The 22,857-nt window shown below is 62.9% G+C and carries 17 protein-coding genes; 10 read left to right on the top strand and 7 right to left on the bottom strand.

Going from position 1 to position 22,857, the window contains the following annotated elements; translation table 11 throughout:
- Nucleotides 1–51 precede the first annotated feature (51 nt).
- The 4 genes from aroB to P3C50_RS07280 all read left to right on the top strand — a co-directional run bounded on the left by aroB (nucleotide 52) and on the right by P3C50_RS07280 (nucleotide 8,971).
- Nucleotides 52–1,155, top strand: a complete 1,104-nt coding sequence (gene aroB, locus P3C50_RS07295; RefSeq protein WP_275545490.1) for a 3-dehydroquinate synthase — start codon at nucleotides 52–54, stop codon at nucleotides 1,153–1,155.
- A 10-nt stretch (nucleotides 1,156–1,165) separates the two neighbouring features.
- On the top strand, nucleotides 1,166–2,746 hold the full coding sequence (locus tag P3C50_RS07290) for an AAA family ATPase (protein WP_275545489.1): 1,581 nt from the start codon (nucleotides 1,166–1,168) through the stop codon (nucleotides 2,744–2,746).
- 239 nt (nucleotides 2,747–2,985) lie between these two features.
- Nucleotides 2,986–7,434 (top strand): glutamate synthase large subunit, encoded by a 4,449-nt coding sequence (gltB, locus tag P3C50_RS07285; protein ID WP_197856978.1) that lies wholly within the window; start codon nucleotides 2,986–2,988, stop codon nucleotides 7,432–7,434.
- Nucleotides 7,435–7,552: 118 nt separating this feature from the next.
- The gene (locus tag P3C50_RS07280) at nucleotides 7,553–8,971 is read left to right on the top strand and encodes an FAD-dependent oxidoreductase (protein ID WP_275545488.1); all 1,419 of its coding nucleotides are present in this window, start codon (nucleotides 7,553–7,555) and stop codon (nucleotides 8,969–8,971) included.
- On the opposite strand, the gene P3C50_RS07275 is transcribed toward P3C50_RS07280, so the two are convergent.
- Nucleotides 8,956–10,887 (bottom strand): sigma 54-interacting transcriptional regulator, encoded by a 1,932-nt coding sequence (locus tag P3C50_RS07275; RefSeq protein ID WP_275545487.1) that lies wholly within the window; start codon nucleotides 10,885–10,887, stop codon nucleotides 8,956–8,958. The two genes, P3C50_RS07280 and P3C50_RS07275, sit on opposite strands and share 16 nt — an antisense overlap.
- 269 nt (nucleotides 10,888–11,156) lie before the next feature.
- Here P3C50_RS07275 and P3C50_RS07270 point away from each other — a divergent pair, with 269 nt between their 5' ends.
- The 5 genes from P3C50_RS07270 to hemE all read left to right on the top strand — a co-directional run bounded on the left by P3C50_RS07270 (nucleotide 11,157) and on the right by hemE (nucleotide 15,878).
- Nucleotides 11,157–12,524: a CmpA/NrtA family ABC transporter substrate-binding protein gene (locus P3C50_RS07270; RefSeq protein WP_275545486.1), complete on the top strand. Its 1,368-nt coding sequence runs from the start codon at nucleotides 11,157–11,159 to the stop codon at nucleotides 12,522–12,524.
- Complete coding sequence (gene ntrB, locus P3C50_RS07265; protein WP_275545485.1) at nucleotides 12,524–13,360, top strand: nitrate ABC transporter permease; 837 nt, start codon at nucleotides 12,524–12,526, stop codon at nucleotides 13,358–13,360. Before P3C50_RS07270 ends, ntrB begins: the two co-directional genes overlap by 1 nt.
- A gap of 4 nt (nucleotides 13,361–13,364) precedes the next feature.
- Nucleotides 13,365–14,273 (top strand): ABC transporter ATP-binding protein, encoded by a 909-nt coding sequence (locus P3C50_RS07260; RefSeq protein WP_275545484.1) that lies wholly within the window; start codon nucleotides 13,365–13,367, stop codon nucleotides 14,271–14,273.
- Nucleotides 14,266–14,706: a cyanase gene (gene cynS, locus P3C50_RS07255; protein WP_275545483.1), complete on the top strand. Its 441-nt coding sequence runs from the start codon at nucleotides 14,266–14,268 to the stop codon at nucleotides 14,704–14,706. Before P3C50_RS07260 ends, cynS begins: the two co-directional genes overlap by 8 nt.
- A gap of 104 nt (nucleotides 14,707–14,810) precedes the next feature.
- The gene (gene hemE / locus P3C50_RS07250) at nucleotides 14,811–15,878 is read left to right on the top strand and encodes a uroporphyrinogen decarboxylase (RefSeq protein ID WP_197856980.1); all 1,068 of its coding nucleotides are present in this window, start codon (nucleotides 14,811–14,813) and stop codon (nucleotides 15,876–15,878) included.
- A gap of 34 nt (nucleotides 15,879–15,912) precedes the next feature.
- Here hemE and P3C50_RS07245 read toward each other — a convergent pair whose 3' ends face one another.
- Nucleotides 15,913–16,344 (bottom strand): hypothetical protein, encoded by a 432-nt coding sequence (locus P3C50_RS07245; protein WP_197856981.1) that lies wholly within the window; start codon nucleotides 16,342–16,344, stop codon nucleotides 15,913–15,915.
- A gap of 166 nt (nucleotides 16,345–16,510) precedes the next feature.
- Here P3C50_RS07245 and P3C50_RS07240 point away from each other — a divergent pair, with 166 nt between their 5' ends.
- Nucleotides 16,511–17,281, top strand: coding sequence for a ParA family protein (locus P3C50_RS07240; RefSeq protein WP_275545482.1), 771 nt, complete (start codon nucleotides 16,511–16,513; stop codon nucleotides 17,279–17,281).
- Between the two features lie 46 nt (nucleotides 17,282–17,327).
- Here the strand turns inward: P3C50_RS07240 and P3C50_RS07235 are convergent, their stop codons facing one another.
- The 5 genes from P3C50_RS07235 to P3C50_RS07215 all read right to left on the bottom strand — a co-directional run bounded on the left by P3C50_RS07235 (nucleotide 17,328) and on the right by P3C50_RS07215 (nucleotide 22,850).
- Nucleotides 17,328–18,125, bottom strand: a complete 798-nt coding sequence (locus tag P3C50_RS07235; protein ID WP_197856983.1) for a universal stress protein — start codon at nucleotides 18,123–18,125, stop codon at nucleotides 17,328–17,330.
- Between the two features lie 121 nt (nucleotides 18,126–18,246).
- Nucleotides 18,247–18,690 (bottom strand): YiiD C-terminal domain-containing protein, encoded by a 444-nt coding sequence (locus P3C50_RS07230; RefSeq protein ID WP_197856984.1) that lies wholly within the window; start codon nucleotides 18,688–18,690, stop codon nucleotides 18,247–18,249.
- 166 nt (nucleotides 18,691–18,856) lie between these two features.
- Entirely contained in the window at nucleotides 18,857–19,291 is a 435-nt protein-coding gene (gene trxC / locus P3C50_RS07225; protein WP_197856985.1) for a thioredoxin TrxC, read from the bottom strand.
- 59 nt (nucleotides 19,292–19,350) lie between these two features.
- On the bottom strand, nucleotides 19,351–21,141 hold the full coding sequence (locus P3C50_RS07220) for an SLC13 family permease (protein WP_197856986.1): 1,791 nt from the start codon (nucleotides 21,139–21,141) through the stop codon (nucleotides 19,351–19,353).
- A gap of 245 nt (nucleotides 21,142–21,386) precedes the next feature.
- Nucleotides 21,387–22,850 carry a protein adenylyltransferase SelO gene (locus P3C50_RS07215; RefSeq protein WP_275545481.1) on the bottom strand — a complete coding sequence of 488 codons (1,464 nt, stop codon included), beginning with the start codon at nucleotides 22,848–22,850 and terminating at the stop codon, nucleotides 21,387–21,389.
- Nucleotides 22,851–22,857 lie beyond the last annotated feature (7 nt).

The raw sequence follows: 22,857 nt of genomic DNA, 5'->3' as shown, positions 1-22,857 counted from the left end.
AGCGCGGGGCGAACTGCGCTATCCTAGAGGCCTTTTTATTCTGGGGGCCTCATGCAGACTCTTCACGTTGATCTCGGCGAGCGCAGCTATCCCATTTATATCGGGGATGGCCTGCTGGCACGCCCCGAGTTGCTCACGCGTCATGTCGCCGGGCGGCAGGTGGCAGTGGTTACCAATGAAACCGTTGCGCCTCTGTATCTGGAAGCGCTGATGCGCTCCCTGGAAGGCCTCAAGGTCGCCTCGGTCGTATTGCCGGACGGCGAGGCATTCAAGAACTGGGAAACCCTGCAGTTGATCTTCGACGGTCTGCTGAAGGCCCGGCATGATCGACGCACGACCGTTATCGCTTTGGGCGGCGGTGTGATTGGTGATATGGCAGGCTTCGCGGCCGCCTGTTACCAGCGTGGTGTGGATTTCATCCAGGTGCCGACGACGCTGCTGTCGCAGGTGGACTCCTCGGTGGGTGGCAAGACCGGGATCAATCATCCGCTGGGCAAGAACATGGTCGGTGCCTTCTATCAGCCCAAGGCCGTGCTGATCGATACCGCTAGCTTGCATACTTTGCCTCAGCGCGAGCTGTCCGCCGGTTTGGCCGAGGTCATCAAGTACGGCTTGATCTGTGACGAGCCTTTCTTGGCTTGGCTCGAGGAAAACATGGCTGCCTTGCGCGCCCTGGATGGTGCTGCGCTGACCTATGCCATCGAACGCTCATGTGCGGCCAAGGCACGAGTGGTGGGCGCCGATGAGCGTGAGTCGGGTGTGCGAGCTACCTTGAACCTGGGGCACACCTTCGGTCACGCCATCGAGACCGAGCAGGGCTATGGCGTGTGGCTGCACGGTGAGGCTGTTGCCGCCGGAACGGTGATGGCGCTGGAGATGTCCCATCGCCTTGGTTGGTTGTCCGTGGCGGATCGGGACCGTGGCGTGCGCCTGTTGCAGTCTGCCGGTCTGCCAGTGGTGCCACCGCAGGATATGTCGCCCGAGCAGTTCCTGGAGCATATGGCGGTGGACAAGAAGGTTCTCGATGGCCAGTTGCGCCTCGTGTTGCTCAAGCGTCTGGGGGAGGCGGTGGTGACCGCGGATTACCCGCGCGAAATTCTCGACGCCACGTTGCGTACTGACTACGCCGCGTTGGCCCAGTCGTTCAACTCTTGAAGAGTGAATCATGACCAGTTTGCATGCTGACGAAGCTTTCCTGGCCCATTACCAGTTCAGCCACGATCCCTTCGCGCCACGAGTGCCTGGCTTCAAGTTCTTCCCGGCGCAACGCAAGCCGGTGTTGGGGCAGTTACATCACCTTGCGCGCTACAGCCAGCTCCTGCTGGCGGTGGTGGGGCCTGAAGGTAGCGGCAAGACGCTGTTGCGTCAGGCGTTGGTTGCGAGTACCAACAAGCAGGCGGTGCAGAGCATCGTCATTGCGCAGGGTGTCGCGGATAGCGAGTCGCTGCTGCGCCAAGTGGCGCAGGGCTTGTCCATCGCTCAGGCTGATGTGCGCTCGATCCTGGCTCAGGTTGGACAGTTGGCGCTGACCGGTCAGGAGGTTTACCTGCTGATCGATGATGCGGATCAGCTGGATGATGTTGCGCTGAAGAATCTGCTGGTACTCGCTGCAGGGGGCGACGAAGGGCGTCCGCACGTCTTTCTGTTTGCCGAGCACGAATTGTTGGCTCGGCTGGAAGCTCTGGCGGGCGGCGAAGAGTGCTATCACGCCATCGAGCTTCAGCCCTATGCCGAGGACGAAACGCGCGAATATCTTGCGCTGCGGCTGGAAGGGGCTGGGCAGGACATCGGGCTGTTGGCCGATGAGCAGATCGAGGATATTCACGCGCGCTCCCAGGGTTGGCCGGGTGCGATCAATCAGGAGGCGCGTGAATTGCTGGTCGAGCAGATGCTTGCGCAGCGGGCTGCCGGGCGTGGCGCTGCAGGCGGTGGTTTCGCTTTGCCGAAAAAACATCTGTTGGCGCTAGCGGTCGTTCTGGTTGGCGTCGCTGCCGCCTGGTTCATGCAGGGGCGCGAATCTTCCACTCCTGAGCCGGTAGCCAGTAATACGTCTCTGCCCTTGCAATCTTCCACTCCGGCAGTCGAGGCTGAAGAGCCCGCGCAGGAGCCTGCGTCGGAGAGTCGCACGCCGGCCATCGAGTTCGCGGGTGCCAGCCAGCCACTGCCCCTGCCGCTGGTGGGTGAATCGCAGACCGTGATTCGCCAGCCGTTGGCCGAAGCAGCCGGTGAGGAGTTGGATAACTTCGAGCCGCCGGCCTCGCCTGAGCCCTCGACAGTGACACTGCCATCGACTCCAATCCCTGCTGCACCTGCACCTGCACCTGCACCTGCACCTGCACCTGCACCTGCACCTGCGAAGCAGCCTGAGCCGGCGGCGCCCAAGCCCGCGGCTCCTGCTCCTGCTCCGGCTCCGGTGCCTGCGGCCAAGCCCGCGCCTGCTTCAACAGCCGCGCCTGCTGCAGCCTCGGGTGGCTGGTATGCGCAGCAGCCGGCGTCCCGCTATGCCTTGCAGGTCGTCGGGTCGCGTTCGGAGGCCAACATTCAGGCGCTGGTGCGTGAGGGGGGCAGCGAGTACCGCTATTTCAAGAAGATCCACCAGGGGCAGCCGCTGTATGTGCTGACCTATGGTAGCTTCTCCAGTCGCGATGCCGCGCAGGCGGCCGTGAAGACTCTCCCTGCCACGCTGCAGGCCGGCAAGCCCTGGCCTCGTACTCTGGGCAGCATCCAGCAGGAAATGAGCCGCTAAGCGCTCTGTCCCAAGATGACCGCTTGGTCGCTAGCACGACCTTGCGGTCTTATCCTTCGGTTTTGCGACATTAATTTTCACCCCCTCGTCACGAAAATTTGTGACGCCTTGGGTGGATATGTACAATGACCTCCCTTTTGCCCAGAGCAAAGCTGGCCCGTGCCCGCTATTCGGGTTTAAGTAATTGAATTAGAAAGTAATTTGCCTGAGGTCTAGGCAGCCTGGTGAGAGTTTCCCCTATGAAAGCAGGTTTGTACCGTCCTGATGAGTTCAAGGATAACTGCGGCTTCGGCTTGATCGCCCATATGCAAGGTGAGGCTAGCCATCACCTGCTCAAGACCGCTATTGAGGCCCTCACCTGCATGACCCACCGCGGCGGTATCAACGCCGACGGCAAGACCGGTGATGGCTGCGGCCTGTTGATCCAGAAGCCCGATCAATTCCTGCGCGCCATCGCCCAGGAGCAATTCGGCGTCGAACTGCCTGGGCAATATGCCGTGGGCATGGTGTTCTTCAATCAGGATTCGGCCAAGGCCGAAGCCGCGCGCGAGAACATGAACCGCGAAATCCTGGCGGCCGGCCTGCAACTGGTGGGCTGGCGCAAGGTGCCGATCGACACCAGCGTGCTGGGCAGGCTGGCACTGGAGCGCCTGCCGCAGATCGAGCAGGTGTTCATCGGCGGTGATGGTTTGTCCGACCAGGAATTCGCCATCAAGCTGTTCAGCGCCCGCCGTCGTTCCTCGGTGGCCAACGCCGACGACAGCGATCACTACATCTGCAGCTTTTCGCACAAGACCATCATCTATAAAGGCCTGATGATGCCTGCGGACCTGCAGCAGTTCTACCCGGATCTGGGTGACGAGCGCCTGCAGACCGCCATCGCGGTCTTCCACCAGCGCTTTTCCACCAACACGCTGCCGAAGTGGCCGCTGGCGCAGCCGTTCCGCTATCTCGCGCACAACGGCGAGATCAACACCATCACCGGCAACCGCAACTGGGCGCAGGCTCGGCGTACCAAGTTTGCCAACGAGCTGATCCCCGATCTCGATGAGTTGGGTCCGCTGGTCAACCGCGTTGGTTCCGACTCCTCGAGCATGGACAACATGCTCGAGCTGATGGTCACCGGCGGCATCGACCTGTTCCGCGGCCTGCGCATGATCATTCCGCCGGCCTGGCAGAACGTCGAGACCATGGACGCCGACCTGCGCGCGTTCTACGAATACAACTCCATGCACATGGAGCCCTGGGATGGCCCGGCCGGCGTGGTGCTGACCGATGGGCGCCATGCCGTGTGCCTGCTCGACCGTAACGGTCTGCGCCCGGCGCGTTGGGTTACCACCAAGAACGGCTACATCACCCTGGCATCGGAAATCGGCGTGTGGGATTACCAGCCCGAGGACGTCATCGCCAAGGGGCGTGTCGGCCCGGGGCAGATCCTCGCCGTCGACACCGAGACCGGCCAGGTGCTGGATACCGAGTCCATCGACAGCCGCCTGAAGTCGCGCCACCCCTACAAGCTGTGGCTGCGCAAGCATGCCCAGCGCATCAAGGCGACGCTGGAAGACCGCGACCATGGTTCGGCCTTCTACGACCCGGACCAGCTCAAGCAGTACATGAAGATGTTCCAGGTCACCTTCGAGGAGCGTGATCAAGTCCTGCGCCCACTCGGTGAGCAGGGCCAGGAAGCCGTCGGCTCCATGGGCGATGACACGCCGATGGCGGTGCTTAGCCAGCGCGTACGTTCGCCCTACGACTACTTCCGCCAGCAGTTCGCGCAGGTCACCAACCCGCCGATCGACCCGCTGCGTGAAGCGATCGTCATGTCCCTGGAAATCTGCCTGGGCGCCGAGCGCAATATCTTCAGCGAGTCGCCTGAGCACGCCACCCGCGTGATCCTCAGCAGCCCGGTGATCTCGCCGGCCAAGTGGCGCGCGCTGATGAACCTGGATCGCCCGGGCTTTGACCGTCATGTCATCGACATGAACTACGACGAGTCGCTGGGACTGGAAGCGGCCGTGCGCAATATGGCCGACCAGGCCGAGGAAGCCGTGCGTGCCGGCAAGGTGTTGTTGGTACTGAGCGACCGTCACATCGCCCCGGGCAAGCTGCCGGCGCATGCCGCGCTGGTCACCGGTGCCGTGCATCACCGCCTGACCGAGAAAGGTCTGCGCTGCGACTGCAACATCCTGGTAGAAACCGCCACCGCGCGTGACCCGCACCACTACGCCGTGCTGCTGGGCTTCGGCGCCTCGGCGGTCTACCCGTTCCTGGCCTACGAAGTGCTGGGCGACCTGATCCGCACCGGCGAAGTGCTGGGCGATCTGTACGAAGTCTTCAAGTACTACCGCAAGGGCATCTCCAAGGGCCTGCTGAAGATCCTGTCGAAGATGGGCATCTCCACGGTCGCGTCCTACCGCGGGGCGCAACTGTTCGAGGCCGTCGGCCTGGCCGATGAAGTCACCGAGCTGTGCTTCCGGGGTGTGGCCAGCCGCATCCAGGGCGCGCGCTTCGTCGATATCGAAAGCGAGCAGAAGCTGCTGTCCTTCGAGGCCTGGAACAATCGCAAGCCGATCCAGCAGGGCGGTCTGCTCAAGTTCGTCTACGGCGGCGAGTACCACGCCTACAACCCGGACGTGGTGCGCACGCTGCAGGAAGCCGTGCAGCAGGGCAACTACGCCAAGTACAAGGAATACTCGACGCTGGTCGACACCCGTCCGGTGTCGATGATCCGCGACCTGCTCAAGGTCAAGGAGTCCGCCACGCCGATCACTCTCGACCAGGTCGAGCCGCTGGAGTCGATCTTCAAGCGTTTCGACGCCGCCGGCATCTCCCTCGGCGCGCTGTCGCCGGAGGCGCACGAGGCGCTGGCCGAGGCGATGAACCGTCTGGGTGGTCGTTCCAACTCCGGCGAGGGCGGCGAAGACCCGGCCCGCTACGGCACCATCAAGAGCTCGAAGATCAAGCAGGTGGCCACCGGCCGTTTTGGCGTGACCCCGGAATACCTGGTCAACGCCGAAGTGCTGCAGATCAAGGTGGCCCAGGGCGCCAAGCCCGGTGAGGGCGGCCAGTTGCCGGGCGGCAAGGTCAATGGCCTGATCGCCAAGCTGCGCTACGCGGTGCCGGGCGTGACCCTGATCTCGCCGCCGCCGCACCACGATATCTACTCGATCGAAGACCTGGCGCAGCTGATCTATGACCTCAAGCAGGTCAACCCGAAGGCGCTGGTGTCGGTCAAGCTGGTGGCGGAAGCCGGCGTCGGCACCATCGCTGCCGGTGTGGCCAAGGCCTACGCCGACCTGATCACCATTTCCGGTTACGACGGTGGTACCGGCGCATCGCCGCTGACTTCCATCCGCTATGCCGGCGCGCCCTGGGAACTGGGCCTGGCCGAAACCCACCAGACCCTGCGCGGCAACGACCTGCGCGGCAAGGTGCGGGTGCAGACCGACGGTGGTCTGAAAACCGGTCTCGACGTGATCAAGGCAGCCATCCTCGGCGCCGAGAGCTTCGGCTTCGGTACTGCGCCGATGGTGGCCCTGGGCTGCAAGTACCTGCGCATCTGCCATCTGAACAACTGCGCCACCGGCGTGGCCACGCAGAACGACAAGCTGCGCAAGGATCACTTCATCGGCACCGTCGAGATGGTGATGAACTTCTTCACCTACGTCGCCGAGGAAACTCGCGAGTGGCTGGCCAAGCTGGGCGTGCGCAGCCTGGAAGAGCTGATCGGGCGTACCGACCTGCTCGAGATGCTGCCGGGCGAAACCGCCAAGCAGGGCAACCTGGATCTGTCTCCGCTGCTGGCCAGCGCACATATCCCGGCTGACAAACCGCAGTTCTGCCAGGTGCCGAAGAACCCGCCGTTCGACGAAGGCCTGCTGGCCGAGAAGATGGTGGAAATGGCCAAGGACGCCATCGCCGGCAAGACCGGTGGTGAGTTCGAGCTGAACATCGGCAACTGCGACCGCTCCATCGGTGCGCGCATTTCCGGTGAGATCGCCCGTGTGCATGGCAACCAGGGCATGAACGGCGCGCCGATCACCTTCCGCTTCAAGGGCACTGCCGGTCAGAGCTTCGGCGTATGGAACGCTGGTGGCCTGCACCTGCGCCTGGAAGGCGACGCCAACGACTACGTGGGCAAGGGCATGACGGCGGGCAAGATCGTCATCACTCCGCCTGCCGGCAGCCCGTTCGCCACCGAGGACAGCGCCATCATCGGCAACACCTGCCTGTACGGCGCCACTGGCGGCAAGCTGTTCGCCACCGGTACCGCGGGTGAGCGTTTCGCCGTGCGTAACTCCGGCGCCCACGCCGTGGTGGAAGGCACTGGCGACCACTGCTGCGAGTACATGACTGGCGGTTTCGTCTGCGTGCTGGGCAAGACCGGCTACAACTTCGGCTCCGGCATGACCGGCGGCTTCGCCTATGTGCTCGACATGGACAACGGCTTCTACGACCGCGTCAACCACGAGCTGGTGGAAATCCAACGCATCAACAACGAAGCGATGGAGGCCTACCGCAGCCACCTGGAAAGCGTGCTGGCCGAGTATGTCGAGGAAACCGGCAGCGAGTGGGGGCAGAACCTACTGGAGAACCTGGACGATTACCTGCGCAAGTTCTGGCTGGTGAAACCGAAAGCGGCCAGTCTGAAGTCGCTGTTGTCCAGCACCCGTGCCAATCCGCAGTAAAGCTGCAAGCGGCAAGCCCCAGGCTGCAAGTCAGACGCAGCCACGGGCTTGCCGATCCAACGTGATTGTCTTGCAGCTTGCAGCTTGATGCTTGCCGCTGCTGTTATGAGGTAATGCAATGACTGAACGTCTGAACAACGACTTCCAGTTCATCGAAGTCGGGCGCAAAGACCCGAAGAAGAAACTGCTGCGTCAGCGCAAGAAGGAATTCGTCGAGATCTACGACAACTTCAAGCCGGCGCAGGCCTCCGACCAGGCGCATCGCTGCCTGGGCTGCGGCAACCCGTATTGCGAGTGGAAGTGCCCTGTGCACAACTTCATTCCGAACTGGCTCAAGCTGGTCTCCGAGGGCAACATCCTCGCTGCCGCCGAACTGTCGCACCAGACCAACACCCTGCCGGAAGTCTGCGGCCGCGTGTGCCCGCAGGATCGTCTTTGCGAAGGTGCCTGCACCCTCAATGACGGCTTCGGCGCAGTGACCATCGGTTCGGTGGAGAAGTACATCACCGACACCGCCTTCGCCATGGGCTGGCGCCCGGACATGTCGCGGGTTGTGCCGACTGGCAAGCGTGTCGCGGTGATCGGTGCCGGCCCGGCTGGCCTGGGCTGCGCCGACGTGCTGGTGCGCAACGGCGTGACCCCGGTGGTGTTCGACAAGAACCCGGAAATCGGTGGCCTGCTGACCTTCGGTATTCCCGAGTTCAAGCTGGAAAAGACCGTGCTCAGCCGCCGCCGTGAAGTCTTCACCGGCATGGGCATCGAGTTCCGCCTGAATACCGAGATCGGCAAGGACGTGACCATGCAGCAATTGCTGGATGAGTACGATGCCGTATTTATGGGCATGGGCACCTACACCTACATGAAGGGTGGCTTCCCGGGCGAGGACCTGCCGGGCGTCTATGACGCGCTGGACTTCCTCATCGCCAACGTCAACCGCAACCTCGGTTTCGAGAAGTCGCCGGAAGACTTCATCGACATGAAGGGCAAGCGCGTCGTGGTACTGGGCGGCGGCGACACCGCGATGGACTGCAACCGCACCTCGATTCGTCAGGGCGCCAAGGCCGTGACCTGTGCCTATCGCCGTGACGAAGAGAACATGCCCGGCTCGCGCAAGGAAGTGAAGAACGCCAAGGAAGAGGGCGTGAAGTTCCTCTTCAACCGCCAGCCCATCGCCATCGTCGGTGAAGACAAGGTGGAAGGCATCAAGGTGGTCGAGACCCGTCTCGGCGAGCCGGACGCCCGTGGCCGTCGCAGCCCCGAGCCGATCCCGGGCTCCGAGGAGATCATCCCGGCCGAAGCCGTGCTGATCGCCTTCGGCTTCCGCCCGAGCCCAGCGCCCTGGTTCGAGCAGTTCGAGATCCAGACCGACAGCCAGGGCCGCGTCGTCGCGCCCGAGCAGTCGCAGTTCAAGCACCAGACCAGCAACCCGAAAGTCTTCGCCGGTGGCGACATGGTGCGTGGTTCCGACCTGGTGGTGACGGCGATTTTCGAAGGCCGCAACGCTGCCGAGGGTATCCTAGACTACCTCGGCGTCTGATTCGTCTCGTACCCGCGCGGCTGAGACCTCCCTGGTCTATAGTCGCGCGGGTCGATGGCGAAGCTCTCCAGGCGTGAGCGCAGGGTCGTTGGCTTCAGCTCCAGCAACCGCGCCGCGCCGTCCTTCCCCGATATTCGGCCTGCGCAGGCCGTCAGCGCCGCGATCAGGTTTTCACGCATCTGCCGGCGTTGTTCGCCCTGGGTGAAAATCCGCATTTCCTGTTCGGCCGGTGGCTGTGACGGTACCTCGTTGCCGTTGTCGTTGGGCAAGTCCAAACGTAGCCGGGTGCCGGGAGAAATGATCACCGCGCGCTCGATCAGGTTCTCCAGTTCACGAATGTTGCCCGGCCAGGAATAGGCCTGCAGGCGTTGGATGTCGGCTAGTCGCAGGCTGGGCTCAGGGCGATTGAGCTGGCGACAGGCGCGGCTTAGAAAGTGTTGGGCCAGGGGCGGAATATCTTCCGGGCGCTGACGCAACGGTGCTGACTCGATGGGGAAGACGTTGAGACGAAAATATAGGTCTTCACGGAAGCGGCCGGCACGCACTTCCTGGCGCAGGTCGCGGTTGGTGGCGGCGATCACGCGTACATCCACCTGACGGGTACGGTTGTCGCCAACCCGTTCCAGCTGCTGTTCCTGCAGCACGCGCAGCAGCTTGCTCTGGAGCTCTAGGGGAATTTCGCCGACTTCGTCGAGAAACAGCGTGCCGCCATCGGCCAGTTCGAAGCGCCCGACACGGTCGTTCAATGCGCCGGTAAATGCGCCGCGGATATGGCCGAAGAATTCGCTCTCGAACAGTTCGCGCGGTACTGCCGCGCAGTTTACTCGTATCAACGGGCGGCGGCTGCGTCCGCTGTTGTCGTGAATGGCGCGGGCGATCAGCTCCTTGCCGGTGCCTGACTCGCCGGTGATCAGTACGTTGGCGCCGGTCGGTGCGACCAGCTCGATCTGGTGGATTACCTGCTGCATGGCGGCGCTACGTCCGACCAGGTCGTGCTGGGCGTACTCGCCACGAATTTCCTCCTGCAGGTAGGCATTCTCCAGCTCCAGGCGTTGCTTGAGCTGCTGCACCTCACTCAGGGCCTGGCGCAGGCGGCGCTCGGTTTCCAGGCGCTCGCTGATGTCGCGAAACACCACTACGGCGCCGACCAGTTCGCCGTCATCGCGCAGCGGCGTGCTGGTGTAATCAACCGGGATCGGCTTGCCGTCCTTGTTCCAGAACACCTCGTCGGCCACCTGATGCACCTCGCCGTCGTTGAAGGCGGCGTATATCGGGCAGGTGTGGCCGTCGTAGGTGCTGCCGTCGGGATGGTGGTGGTGAATCAGGTCGTGAATGTTGTGGCCGATAAGGTCGTCGGCACGCCAGCCGAGAATGCGCTCGGCTGCCGGGTTGACGAAGGTGGTCTCGCCGTTACGGTTGACGCCATAAATGCCCTCGCCAGCGGCACCGAGGATCAGCTGATTCTGCCGCTCGAACTGGCGGAAGATGCGTTCCACGCCCTGCCATTCGAGCAGCCCCTGGCGTTGATAGCGCTCGGCTTCGGCCAGCCCGCGCAGGGCATCCAGGCGACGGCGCTGCTGGATCAGCAGGCCGAGCAGGCTAGCGCCGTCATGTTCCAGCCGGCTGCCGTCGATTTCCACCTCCAGGCGCTCGCCATCGCGATGCAGCAGTCCGAGGCCGTCGCGCCAGGCATTGCCGCGCACCTGCACTTCCTCGGTGAAAGTGACCAGTGCTCCCAGGTCATGCGCCCAGAGACTGCTGGCGCGCTGTGCGAGCAGTTCATCCAGCGGCCAGCCGAGCAGGGCGCAACAGGCTGGATTGGCATGCAGGGTGCGGTCGTGGATTGGATCGATGACCAGGCTGGCGCTCTGCATGTGTTGCAGCAGCAATTGGCTGGCGGCATTTGGATCAGGCATCTCGGGCCTCGCGGGATTGAGCTTGTGTCTTGTTATCCAAAGGCCGTGCCATTTGACGAAATATCGTTTCTAGCGATGACGAAATCTCGTTAATGACGAAATATCGTTTTTAAGGGATTTGATTAAAGTCTTTATTTTTCAATTGCTTAATTTGTTTTTTTGAGCTGGTACAGCTCCTGCAATAGCTGACATGAACCGGCCAGCAATGGCTCAGCCCAATCAGCGCCCGCCTCACCAATCTGGGGCAGGCCATCGCAGGAGTGATCACGATGAGCGTCAACAGTCTGGACGATCCATTCAGCCCCGACAGCGAGCTTTCCCATGCCGCCGGGTGTGCTTGCCAGCGTTGCACGCCGAGTGCCGCTGCGCTGCCCGATAGCAGCGAAGCCATGCTCGATCGCGCGGTGGAGAACGCCATCGTGCGTGGCGTGTTCGGCCACAACGATTTCTCCCGACGCAGTTTCATGGGGATGATCGGTGGCGGCGTCGCGGCGGCGATTCTGGGCAGCATGATCCCGCTGGATGCGGTCAAGGCGGCGGTCAAGGACAGCCTTGGCCCGCTGGAAAAGACCAAGCTGAAGATCGGCTTCGTGCCCATCACCTGCGCCACGCCGATCATCATGGCCGAGCCGATGGGCTTCTACGCCAAGTACGGGCTGGAGGTGGAAACGGTGAAGACCGCCGGCTGGGCGGTGGCGCGCGACAAGTCGCTGGCCGGCGAATACGACGCCTCGCACATGCTCTCGCCGATGCCACTGGCCATCAGCCAGGGGCTGGGTTCGACGCAGACGCCCTTCGTCATGCCAGCATTGGAAAACGTCAACGGCCAGGCCATCGTGCTCGGCATGCAGCACCAGGACAAACGCGACCCGAAGCTGTGGAAAGGCATGCGCTTCGGGGTGCCGTTCGAATACTCGATGCACAACTTCCTGCTGCGTTATTACGTCGCCGAGCACGGCCTGGACCCGGATCGCGACATCCAGATTCGTGTGGTGCCGCCACCGGAGATGGTCGCCAACCTGCGCGCCGGCAACCTCGATGGCTTCCTTTCGCCGGATCCGTTCAACCAGCGCGCGGTATGGGAAAAGGTCGGTTTCATCCATCTGTTGACCAAGGAGCTGTGGCCGGGCCATCCGTGCTGCGCCTTCGCCTGCAGTCAGCGCTTCGCCAGCGAAAATCCCAATACCTATGGCGCGCTGCTGCATGCGCTGATCGACGCCACGCAATACTCCTCCAAGGCCGAGAATCGCAAGGCGGTGGCCGAGGCGATCTCCACCCGCAACTACCTCAACCAACCGGTACCAGTGGTGCAGCAGGTGCTCAGCGGACGTTATGCCGATGGTCTGGGCAACATCCATGATGAGCCGCAGCGTATCGACTTCGATCCGTTCCCCTGGCAGTCGATGGCGGTGTGGATCCTCACCCAGATGAAACGCTGGGGCTATCTGCAAGGCGATGTCGACTACCGCAACATCGCCGAGCGGGTGTTCCTCGCGGCTGACGCCAGCAAGGTGATGAACGACCTTGGCCTGCCGGTGCCGGCCGACACCTACAAATCCTTCAGCGTAATGGGCAAGCCGTTCGATCCGGCTGATCCGGACGGTTACCTGGCCAGCTTCGCCATGCGGAGGTCGTGATGAAAGCGTCCAGTTCCCTGCGTGCGGCGATCCTTTCCGTTTTGCTGCTGGTTCTACTGCTGGTGGTCTGGGAGGTGCTCTGCCGCGTGCCCGCCAGCGCGGCAGTCAGTGCCGATGACGAATATGCCCTGCTCATGGGCGAGGCCGAGCAGGAGGCCCGCGTGCCGCCGCCCTCGGTGGTGCTGGCGCATGCCTACACCGAGCTGAGCCAGCCGTTCTATGACAACGGACCCAACGACAAGGGCATCGGCATCCAGCTTGCGCACTCGTTGTACCGGGTGCTGACCGGCTACCTGCTGGCGGCGCTGGTGGCGATCCCCATCGGCTTCGTCATCGGCATGTCGCCGCTGATGTACCGCGCACTCAACCCCTTCATCCAGATTCTGCGGCCAATTTCACCGCTGGCCTGGATGCCGCTGGCGCTGTTCGTGATCAAGGATTCGCAGACCTCGGCGATCTTCGTGATCTTCATCTGCTCGATATGGCCGATGCTGCTCAACACCGCATTCGGCGTCGCCGGCGTGCGCCGCGACTGGATCAACGTCGCCCGCACCCATGAGCTGAGCCCGCTGCGTACGGCATTCAGCGTGATCCTGCCCGCGGCCATGCCGACCATCCTTACCGGTATGCGTATCTCGGTCGGTATCGCCTGGCTGGTGATAGTCGCCGCTGAGATGCTCGTCGGTGGCACCGGTATTGGCTACTACGTGTGGAACGAGTGGAACAACCTCAACCTGGCCAGCGTGATCTTCTCGATTCTGATGATCGGCGTGGTCGGCATGCTGCTCGACCTTCTGCTGGGCAGCGTCGCCCGTCTCGTCAGCTATCAGGAGTGATGTCATGTCCCGCTATTTTCTCGATGCCCGCCGCCTGGCTAAGCGTTTCCCGCAACCCGGCAGCGAGCCGCTGACAGTCTTCGAGGACGTCAGCTTCGGCCTCGACCAAGGCGAGTTCGTCTGCATCATCGGCCACTCCGGCTGCGGCAAGTCGACCATCCTCAATGCGCTGGCCGGGCTCGACAGTTTCAGCGAAGGCACGCTGGAAATGGCCGGCAAGGAAGTCGCCGGACCCAGCCTCGAACGCGGCGTGGTGTTCCAGAATTACAGCCTGCTGCCTTGGCTCAGCGCGCTGGAAAACGTCGAGTTCGGCGTACGCGCCCGTTTTCCCCAGTGGTCGAAGGAACAGCGCCGTGCGCATAGCCGCAAGTACCTGGAGATGGTCGGCCTGGGCGGTTCCGAGGCGCGCAAGCCGGCGCAGCTGTCCGGTGGCATGCGCCAGCGCGTCAGCATCGCGCGCGCCTTTGCCACTCAGCCGCAATTGCTGCTGCTCGATGAGCCTTTCGGCGCGCTGGATGCCCTGACCCGTGGGGTGATCCAGGACGAGCTGATCAAGATCTGGAGCGCCACCAAGCAGACGGTGTTCATGATCACTCATGACGTCGACGAGGCGATCCTGCTTTCCGACCGGATCCTGTTGATGACCAACGGCCCGCAGGCGCGTATCGCCGAGTCGGTGCGCATCGATCTGCCTCGGCCGCGCCAGCGCGACCAGGTGATTCACCACCCGGCGTACTACCGCATCCGCAATCACCTCGTGGACTTTCTGGTGAATCGCTCGCACGAGCTGCGCGGCCGCACCGTGGCCGACGAGCAAGGCTTCCCGCCCGATATCAACCCCGCCCTGGACGAGCCGGCACCTGCCGCCAGGGTCGTACCTCTGACCCCCGTGAAGGAGTTTCACCATGGATAAGCAACAGATGCGCAGCACCATCACCGCCGCCAAGGAGCGCCTGGGCCTGGACTGGGCGGAAATCGGCAAGGGCATCGGCATGTCGCCGGTGTGGACCACTTCGGCCTGCCTGGGCATGAACAGCATGCCCAAGGAGAACGCCGACGCCCTGTGCGAGACCCTCGAGCTGCCGGAGGAAGTCTCCGCTGCGCTGCAGAAATTCCCACACAAGCACTGGGACAAGGCCGTCCCCACCGATCCGCTGATCTATCGCTTCTACGAGATGATCAACGTCTATGGCGAGACCATCAAGGAACTGATCCACGAAGAGTTCGGCGACGGCATCATGAGCGCCATCGACTTCAGCATGGATATTTCCCGCGTCGCCGACCCCAAGGGTGACCGCGTGCAGATCGTGCTCAACGGCAAGTTTTTGCCCTATCGCAGTTGGTGAGTTGTCGCGGCATATCGTCGCGATGGACAAAAGGCACGGCACCCGTCGTGCCTTTTGTTATGCGCTCTGCGAAAATGCCCGCACTTTTTTCGCTGGATGCTGCCATGACTGCCCTGAAGAACGACCGTTTCCTCCGTGCCCTGCTCAAGCAACCCGTGGATGTCACGCCGATCTGGATGATGCGCCAGGCCGGCCGCTATCTGCCGGAGTACCGCGCGACCCGGGCCAAGGCCGGCGACTTCGTGAGCCTGATGAAGAATCCGGAGTTGGCTTGCGAGGTCACCATCCAGCCGCTGGATCGCTACCCGCAGCTGGATGCGGCGATTCTGTTCTCCGACATCCTCACCATCCCCGATGCCATGGGCCAAGGTCTGTACTTCGAGACCGGCGAAGGTCCGCGTTTCAAGAAGGTGATCAGCAGTCTGGCCGACATCGAGGCGTTGCCGGTGACGGATGCCGAGAAGGATCTGGGCTATGTGATGGACGCCGTGCGTACCATCCGCCGCGAGCTGAACGGCCGCGTACCGCTGATCGGCTTCTCCGGCAGTCCGTGGACGCTGGCCACCTACATGGTCGAAGGGGGCTCGTCGAAGGATTTCCGCAAGACCAAGGCCATGCTCTACGACAACCCGCAAGCCCTGCACGCGCTGCTCGACAAGCTGGCGCAGTCGGTCACCGCTTATCTGAACGGGCAGATCATGGCGGGTGCGCAGGCGGTGCAGATCTTCGATTCCTGGGGCGGCGCGCTCTCGGCGGCTGCTTATCAGGAGTTCTCCCTGGCCTACATGCAGAAGATCGTCGACGGTCTGATTCGCGAGCATGACGGGCGCCGCGTGCCGGTGATCCTGTTCACCAAGGGCGGTGGCCTGTGGCTCGAGTCCATGGCTGACACCGGTGCGGAAGCTCTCGGCCTGGACTGGACGTGCGACATCGGCAGCGCCCGCGCCCGTGTCGGCGACAAAGTCGCCCTGCAGGGTAATATGGACCCGGCAGTGCTGTACGCCAAGCCCGAGGCGATTCGCGCCGAGGTGGCGCGTATCCTGGCAGCCTACGGTGCCGGCGGCGGCCACGTGTTCAACCTCGGCCATGGCATCACTCCGGAAGTCGACCCGGCTCACGCTGGCGCCTTCTTCGAGGCCGTGCACGAGTTGTCGGCGCAGTATCATCAGTGACGCAATAAAAAGCCCGGCAATGCCGGGCTTTTTTTCAGAAGCCTGCTCGATACCTGGTATCGACCTTGCGCTTCTCCAGTGTGTATTGGGCGAGATCAAGCTGGCCACTACCTAGTTGGTTATCCAGCTCCTGCAGGTCCCGCTCGTGCAACTTGGCGACATGGGCCTTGGTTACGTTGTAGTTGATTGCGCGTGATGCATCGTAGCCGCTGATAGGGTCCCAAAGGATGGACAGCGGCCAGAACAGCAGGTTGACCACGCCGTATCCGTATTCGCGCCCGTAGAACGAACCGCCGCCAGGGAGCAGCCCTAGCGCGGCTCCGGTGCCAGGGCTCTTTTCCTGAACGGCTAGGCCACGGGCTTCGTAGGAGTCAAGTTCAGCTTTCTGTACGGAATTGAGTCCGTTGGCGCAGCCGGTGGTAATGACCAGAAGACCGCCAATCAATAGTGTGCGCAGGTACGGCATTGCATATCCTTGATTTATAAGTGCTTTCCTGATGCGCTTTATAGCGCGGGCGCAAGCTATCACGGGTAGTGGCGTTTGGCGATCATTTGCGGGGTTCTTTCGACGCCTCGCGCTTGTCACAGCCTTTGCATAGAATCCGAGGTCATTCAGCTCAGGGAGGTGTGCGATGCGACGTGTGGTGTTCAACCAGAAGGGCGGTGTAGGCAAATCCAGCATTGCCTGCAATCTCGCGGCGGTGAGTGCGGCGCAGGGTTATCGCACACTGTTGATCGACCTGGATGCCCAGGCCAATTCGACTCATTACCTCACCGGGCTGACCGGCGAGGAAATCCCCATGGGGATCGCTGATTTTTTCAAGCAGATCCTCTCGTCCGGGCCGTTTTCCAAGAAGGGCAAGGTCGACATCTATGAGACGCCGTTCGACAACCTGCATGTGGTCACCGCCACCGCCGAACTGGCCGAATTGCAGCCCAAGCTGGAGCAGAAGCACAAGATCAACAAGCTGCGCAAACTGCTCGACGAATTGGCCGAAGATTATGATCACATCTACATGGACACACCGCCGGCGCTGAACTTTTATACGGTATCCGCGTTGATTGCCGCCGACCGTGTGTTGATCCCCTTCGACTGCGACAGCTTCTCGCGCAACGCCCTGTACGGCCTGCTGGCCGAGATCGAGGAGCTCAAGGAGGATCACAACGAGGCGCTGGAGGTGGAGGGCATCGTGGTCAATCAGTTCCAGCCGCGTGCCACTCTGCCGCAGCAGCTGCTCGATGAGCTGATTGCCGAAGGGCTGCCGGTGCTGCCGGTCAATCTGATGAGTTCGGTGAAGATGCGCGAGTCGCACCAGGCCTGCACGCCGCTGATCCATCTCGATGCACGGCATAAGCTGACGCAGCAGTTCGTCGAGCTGCACGACCTACTCAACGCCGGTTGAGCATGAGCAAGGCGCCCGGAGGCGCCTTTTTCTTGGACCGCAGCCTCTAGCGCACCACGAATACGTCGCAAGGCGCCTTGTGCAGGAAATGCTGTGCCAGGCTGCCCAGCAGCGCCTGGGAAAAGGCGCTGCGGCCATGGCTGCCGAGCACCAGCAGTTCACCACGGCGGGTCTTGATCTGCTCCTGCAGGCTGCGCAGGATGCCGCCCTGGAGCACTTCGTGGCTCAGCTTAGGCCCGTCGGCCGGAAGCTTCTGCGCCTCGTCATGCAGCAATTGATCAATCAGTCCCTGCTGGGTCTGCAGCTGCAGTTCGACCTGCTGCGGCGTGCCCTTGTCCGGCTCGAACACATGCAGGGCATGCAGCTCGGCCTTGCCAGGCAAAAGGAGGTAGGCCTGTCCCAGAGCGCTGCAGGCGCACAGTGAGAAGTCGATGGCGGCCAGCGCCCGTTGATAGGGCTGGAAGTCGTTGCGTGCTACCAGTAGCAGCGGCACGGTGCAGCGACGGGCGATACGGTCGAGGCTGGTGCCGGAGAAGAAGTCGTGACGTTTCTGATGCCCGCCCAGTACCAGCAGGTCGCAACCGCTGTCCTGAACCTGTTGCAGCACCACGTCCGATGGCTTGCCGCTGAGCATGCGCAGCTCGGTACCGGGCGGGGCGTATTGGGTCAGGCTGCGGTCCAGTGCCTGGCGTGCCTTTTCGTGTTGCTCACTGCTCTGACTCGGGTCCAGCACATGCAGGAGGGTCAGGCGGGCACCGTGCTGGCGTGCCAGCTGGGTGGCACGACATAGCGCCATGTCGGCGGTGTCGCGCAGGTCATGAGCGATGAGGATGTGATTGAACATGGTGGCGGCTCTCCTGCCGATACCCGTCGGCAATTTTATTGTGCCTGTTCAGATAGCCGCTCTTTTGACCTGTGGCAAGGTCGGGGACCGTTAACGATTGCGAATCCGCTAGCGACGCCATTCAGCGTAAACGCAATTGATAGTGACCGCGACTTTCTGCGACGACTTCACCGCTGCCGTCGGTCAGTTGCAGTTCCAGCAGGTAGTCGGCCTTGCCCTGCTGGCTCGCCTGTTCTTCGAGACGGGCGATTTCCTCTGCCGAGAGACGCGCCTCCACCTGGATATCGCCCATGGCCGGACGACGAAAGCGCAGGTTCATTTCCTTGATGATGGGATAGAAACGCTGGGCGTCGAAGCTGGTCAGAAACAGCGCGCCGCCGGGAATTTCCGCGAGGGTGAAGAGGGCGCCGGCATACATGCTGCCGATATGGTTCTGGTTGCCTTGCAGGGGCATGCGCAGGCGTACGAAACCGGGTTCGAGTACCTCGGCCTTGAGGCCGCTGCGTTTGACGAAGGCGATCTGCTCTTCGGTAAGTTGGCGGGCAATTTCCGTGGGCAGCGGCATGGCGAGACTCCTTTGGCGGGCGCTTCGCCAGACTAAGGCTTGCTCCCTGCGCTGCAATTGACCGCAGCGCCCGTGCTGACTGACCGAAGCGCTCAGGCCGTAGTCTGAATGCAATCCGGGAAATTACATGTCGGCCATCCCCGAATTGCATTCGGGCTACTGCGCGCTAGATACCCTGCTGGCGCAGCCAGGCCTGCAGCTGCGGCAGCGGCGTGGCCCCGCTCTGGCGGGCAACTTCGACGCCGTCCTTGAACAGGATCAGGCTGGGAATGGAACGGATGCCCAGTTGCCCGGCCAGGCTGGGGTTGGCTTCGCTATCGAGCTTGCCCAGGCGGCAGCGTCCTTGCAGTTGCGCAGCAGCCTGCTGGAAGGTCGGGGCGAAGGCCTGGCAGGGGCCGCACCAGCTGGCCCAGACGTCCACCAGCAGCGGCAGGTCGCCCTTGAGCTGGCTGGCGAAGTTGCCTTGCGTCAGGGTGATGGGGGCCGCGGGCAGTACGTCGCTCTTGCAGCGGCCGCAGCGCGGGGCATCGCTGACGCGCTCGGCGGGGATGCGATTGAGCCCGTTGCAATGCGGGCAGGGAATCAGCAGGGGATCGGGCATGGCGACGAAACTCCGTGGGACTTACGCCTCAGATGGAGTCGCCGCGGCCTCATATCAAGTCAGATCGGCGTCAGCGGGAAAAACCAGGGGATGACCAGCGAGGCGACGCCCCACAACAGCAGATTCAGCGGAATACCGATTTTCATGAAATCGGTGAAGCGATAGCCGCCGGCGTTGTAGACGAAGGTGTTGGTCTGGTAGCCGATGGGCGTGGCGAAGCTGGCGCTGGCGGCGAACATCACCGCGACCACGAAGGCGCGCGGATCGACACCCAGGTGCTGGGCCATGCCGATGGCGATGGGCGTCACCAGCACCGCCACCGCGTTGTTCGACAGCATCTCGGTGAGGATCGAGGTGAACAGGTAGATGAAGCTCAGCATCAACAGCGGGCCGGCCCAGGGCAGCCAGCCCATGACGTTCTCCACCAGCAGCCTGACCAGGCCGACCTTGTCCATGGCGATGCTGATGGCCAGCATACCGAAGATCAGGCTAAGGATTTTCCAGTCCACCGCCTTGTAGGCGTCTTCCACATCCAGGCAGCGGGTGGCCAGCACCGTCACGGCGCCGATAATTGCCAGGCCCTCGATGGGCATCACGCCAAAGGCGGCCAGCAGCATCACGGCCAGGGTCGCGAGAATGGCGATGGGCGCCTTGTCGCGGCGAAAGGCGCGCTCCTGCACGGCGTTGAGGCTGATCAGCTCACCGTTGTCGGCGAAGCGCTTGATCTGCGCCGGGGTGCCTTCGACCAGCATCACGTCGCCGAATTGCAGCTCGAACTCGTCGAGGTTGCCCTGCACGTTCTCGTCCTGGCGGTGCACCGCGAGCACAGCGATGCCGTAGCGCGCGGTGAGGTCGAGGTCGCGCATCGGCCGGTGGCTGTAGCGCGAATTACGCCCGACGATGGCCTCGGCGAGGATCACATCGTGGCTGCTGATGGTTTCGAAGGCATCGCCACGGTTGAAGCTCAGGTGGCCGCTTTCGCGCAGCTCCACCACATCCTTGACCTGGCCATGCAGCACCAGACGGTCGCCGCTGGCGAGCTGGGTTTCGGCGTCGGGCTCGGTCAGCTCCTGTTCGTCGCGAAACAGCTTGAGCACTTGCAGGCCGCTACCACCGTTGAGGTTGGCCTCGTGCAGGCTCTTGCCGATCATCGGCGAGTCGTGCGGCACCAGCAGTTCGGTCATGAAGGTACGCGACAGGTCCGGGCGCAACTGGCGCGACAGGGTCTCGCGCTCCGGCAGCAGGTGGCGGCCGATGGTCAGCAGATAGAGCATGCCGCAAGCAGCCATGACCAGGCCGACGCCGGTGATTTCGAAGATACCGAAGGGCGCCAGACCGGCCTTGCGTGCCACGCCGTCGACCAGGATGTTGGTCGAGGTGCCGATCATGGTCAGGGTGCCGCCGAGGATGGTGGCGTACGACAGCGGAATCAGCAGCTTGGAAGGCAGGGTGCCGGCGCGGCGTGCCAGGGCGATCGCCACCGGGGTGAGGATGGCCACAACCGGTGTGTTGTTCAGGCAGGCAGACACCACCAGTGCGGTCACGGTCAGGCCGGTAAGCACGCGAATCGGGCTGGTACCAACCAGATCCCCCAGCCAGTTGCCGAGGGCGTCGATGCAGCCAGTGCGCTCCAGCGCGGCGGACAGCACGAACATGCAGGCGATGGTGACCGGTGCGGAGTTCGACAGCACGCTGAGCACTTCGCCCGGCGTCAGCAACTGGCTGACCAGCAAGGCGGCTACGGCGATGGCGGCGACGATGTCCGGGCTCCACTTTTCCCGAATGAAGGCATAGAGCACCCAGATCAGCAGGGCGCCGACGAAGAAGAGGGGCAGGGAATCCCAGAGCATGAAAATCCTTAGAACCGGCCTCTGATCCGCAAGGCGCCTGACTGTTTGGGCAGTAGGGTCTCAACTGGCGGGGCGGCAGGCAGGTTCTTTTGCGTCGAATCTCGTGTGAGGTATCGGGCACGCACTGGGCGGCCTGGATGGGCGCCAAGATAGAGAGGTTCTCTTAGATAGTCTAAGAATGTTTGGATAGATTGATATGCCTTTTCGGTTTAACAGATAAGCGACCGAGCGAGCCGAGCCGAACCTCAGGACGAACAACTGATCTCCAGGTGCTTGCCCCATTCAGGCGGCCGTTCGGCATAGCGTTCCTTGCCCAGCTGCTCGTCGAACGGGCGGGACAACACCGCGTGCAGTTCGCGCACCGGACCATAGTCACCAGCCTCGGCCGCTTCGATGGCCTGCTGCGCCAGATAATTGCGCAGGATGAACTTGGGATTGACCGCGTGCATGCGCGCCCGGCGTTCGCTTTGCTCGCCGCCTTCCAGTGCGTAGCGCGCCAGGTAGTCCTGGCCCCAGGCATCGAAACCGGCGAGGTCGACGAAGTCCTCGCGTACGACCTTCAGCGCCTCGGCGGGCGCCTGTTCGCCCAGATGGCGGAAGAACAGCGTGTAGTCGGTGGCCTTGCCCTGCTGCATCAGTTGCAAAAGACGTTGGACCAGCGCTTCGTCATCGGCCTCGGCGCTAGTGAAGCCCAGGCGCTTGCGCATCAGATCGAGGTAGTGCGCCTGGTACAGCGGCAGGAACAGATCCAGCGCCTCGCGCAGGCGCTCCACGGAGGCGAAGGGCGTCAGTGCCTGGGCCAGGGCCGCAAGGTTCCAGTGTGCGATCGGCACCTGGTTACTGAAGCTGTAGCGACCGGTGTCGTCGGAGTGGTTGCAGATGTGGTTGGCGTCAAAGTCGTCGAGGAAGGCGTAGGGGCCGTAGTCGAAGGTGATGCCGAGGATCGACATGTTGTCGGTGTTCATCACGCCGTGGCAGAAACCGTAGGCCTGCCAGTGGGCGATCATCGCTGCGGTGCGCTCGATCACCTCGCGCAGTAGCGCCAGCCAGGGCTCGTCCTGTTCCAGGCAAGCCAGGAAGTGGCAGGCCATGACGTGCTCGCCGAGGGTTTTCAGCTGCTCGTGCTGGCGGGTGTAGTAGAAGTATTCGAAGTGGCCGAAGCGCACATGACTCTGCGCCAGACGCAGCACCATCGCCGCGCTTTCCTTCTTCTCGCGCCACACGGGCGTGTCCGAGCCGGTGACACACAGCGCGCGCGAGCTGGGAATGCCGAGCGCATGCAGATGTTCGCTGGCAAGGAACTCGCGGATCGAACTACGCAGCACCGCACGGCCATCGCCCATGCGCGAGTAGGGCGTCATGCCGGCGCCTTTGAGGTGCAGGTCCCAGTGCTCGCCAGCGGCGTTGACCACCTCGCCGAGCAGCAGGCCGCGACCATCGCCGAGGCGCGGCGTATAGCCGCCGAACTGGTGGCCGGAGTACACCATGGCGCGCGGCTCGGCCTCTTCCCACAGCTTGTGCCCGGCGAACAGCTCGGCGAACTCAGTGCGTTGCGCTTCGTCAGGGGCGAGATCGAGCAGGGCCATGGCCGACTCGCTCGCCACCACCAGGCGCGGCTGCTCGATGGGCTCGGGCAGCACCTCGGTGGAGAAGGCATCGCCGAGACGGGCGAAGCGGTTGTCGAAGGCTAGCTGGTCGAGGCTTTTCACGGGAGGT

The organism is Pseudomonas sp. Marseille-Q0931 (genome assembly GCF_940789645.1).
Lineage (GTDB): Bacteria > Pseudomonadota > Gammaproteobacteria > Pseudomonadales > Pseudomonadaceae > Aquipseudomonas.
This window is presented reverse-complemented; position numbering and strand designations above follow the sequence as displayed.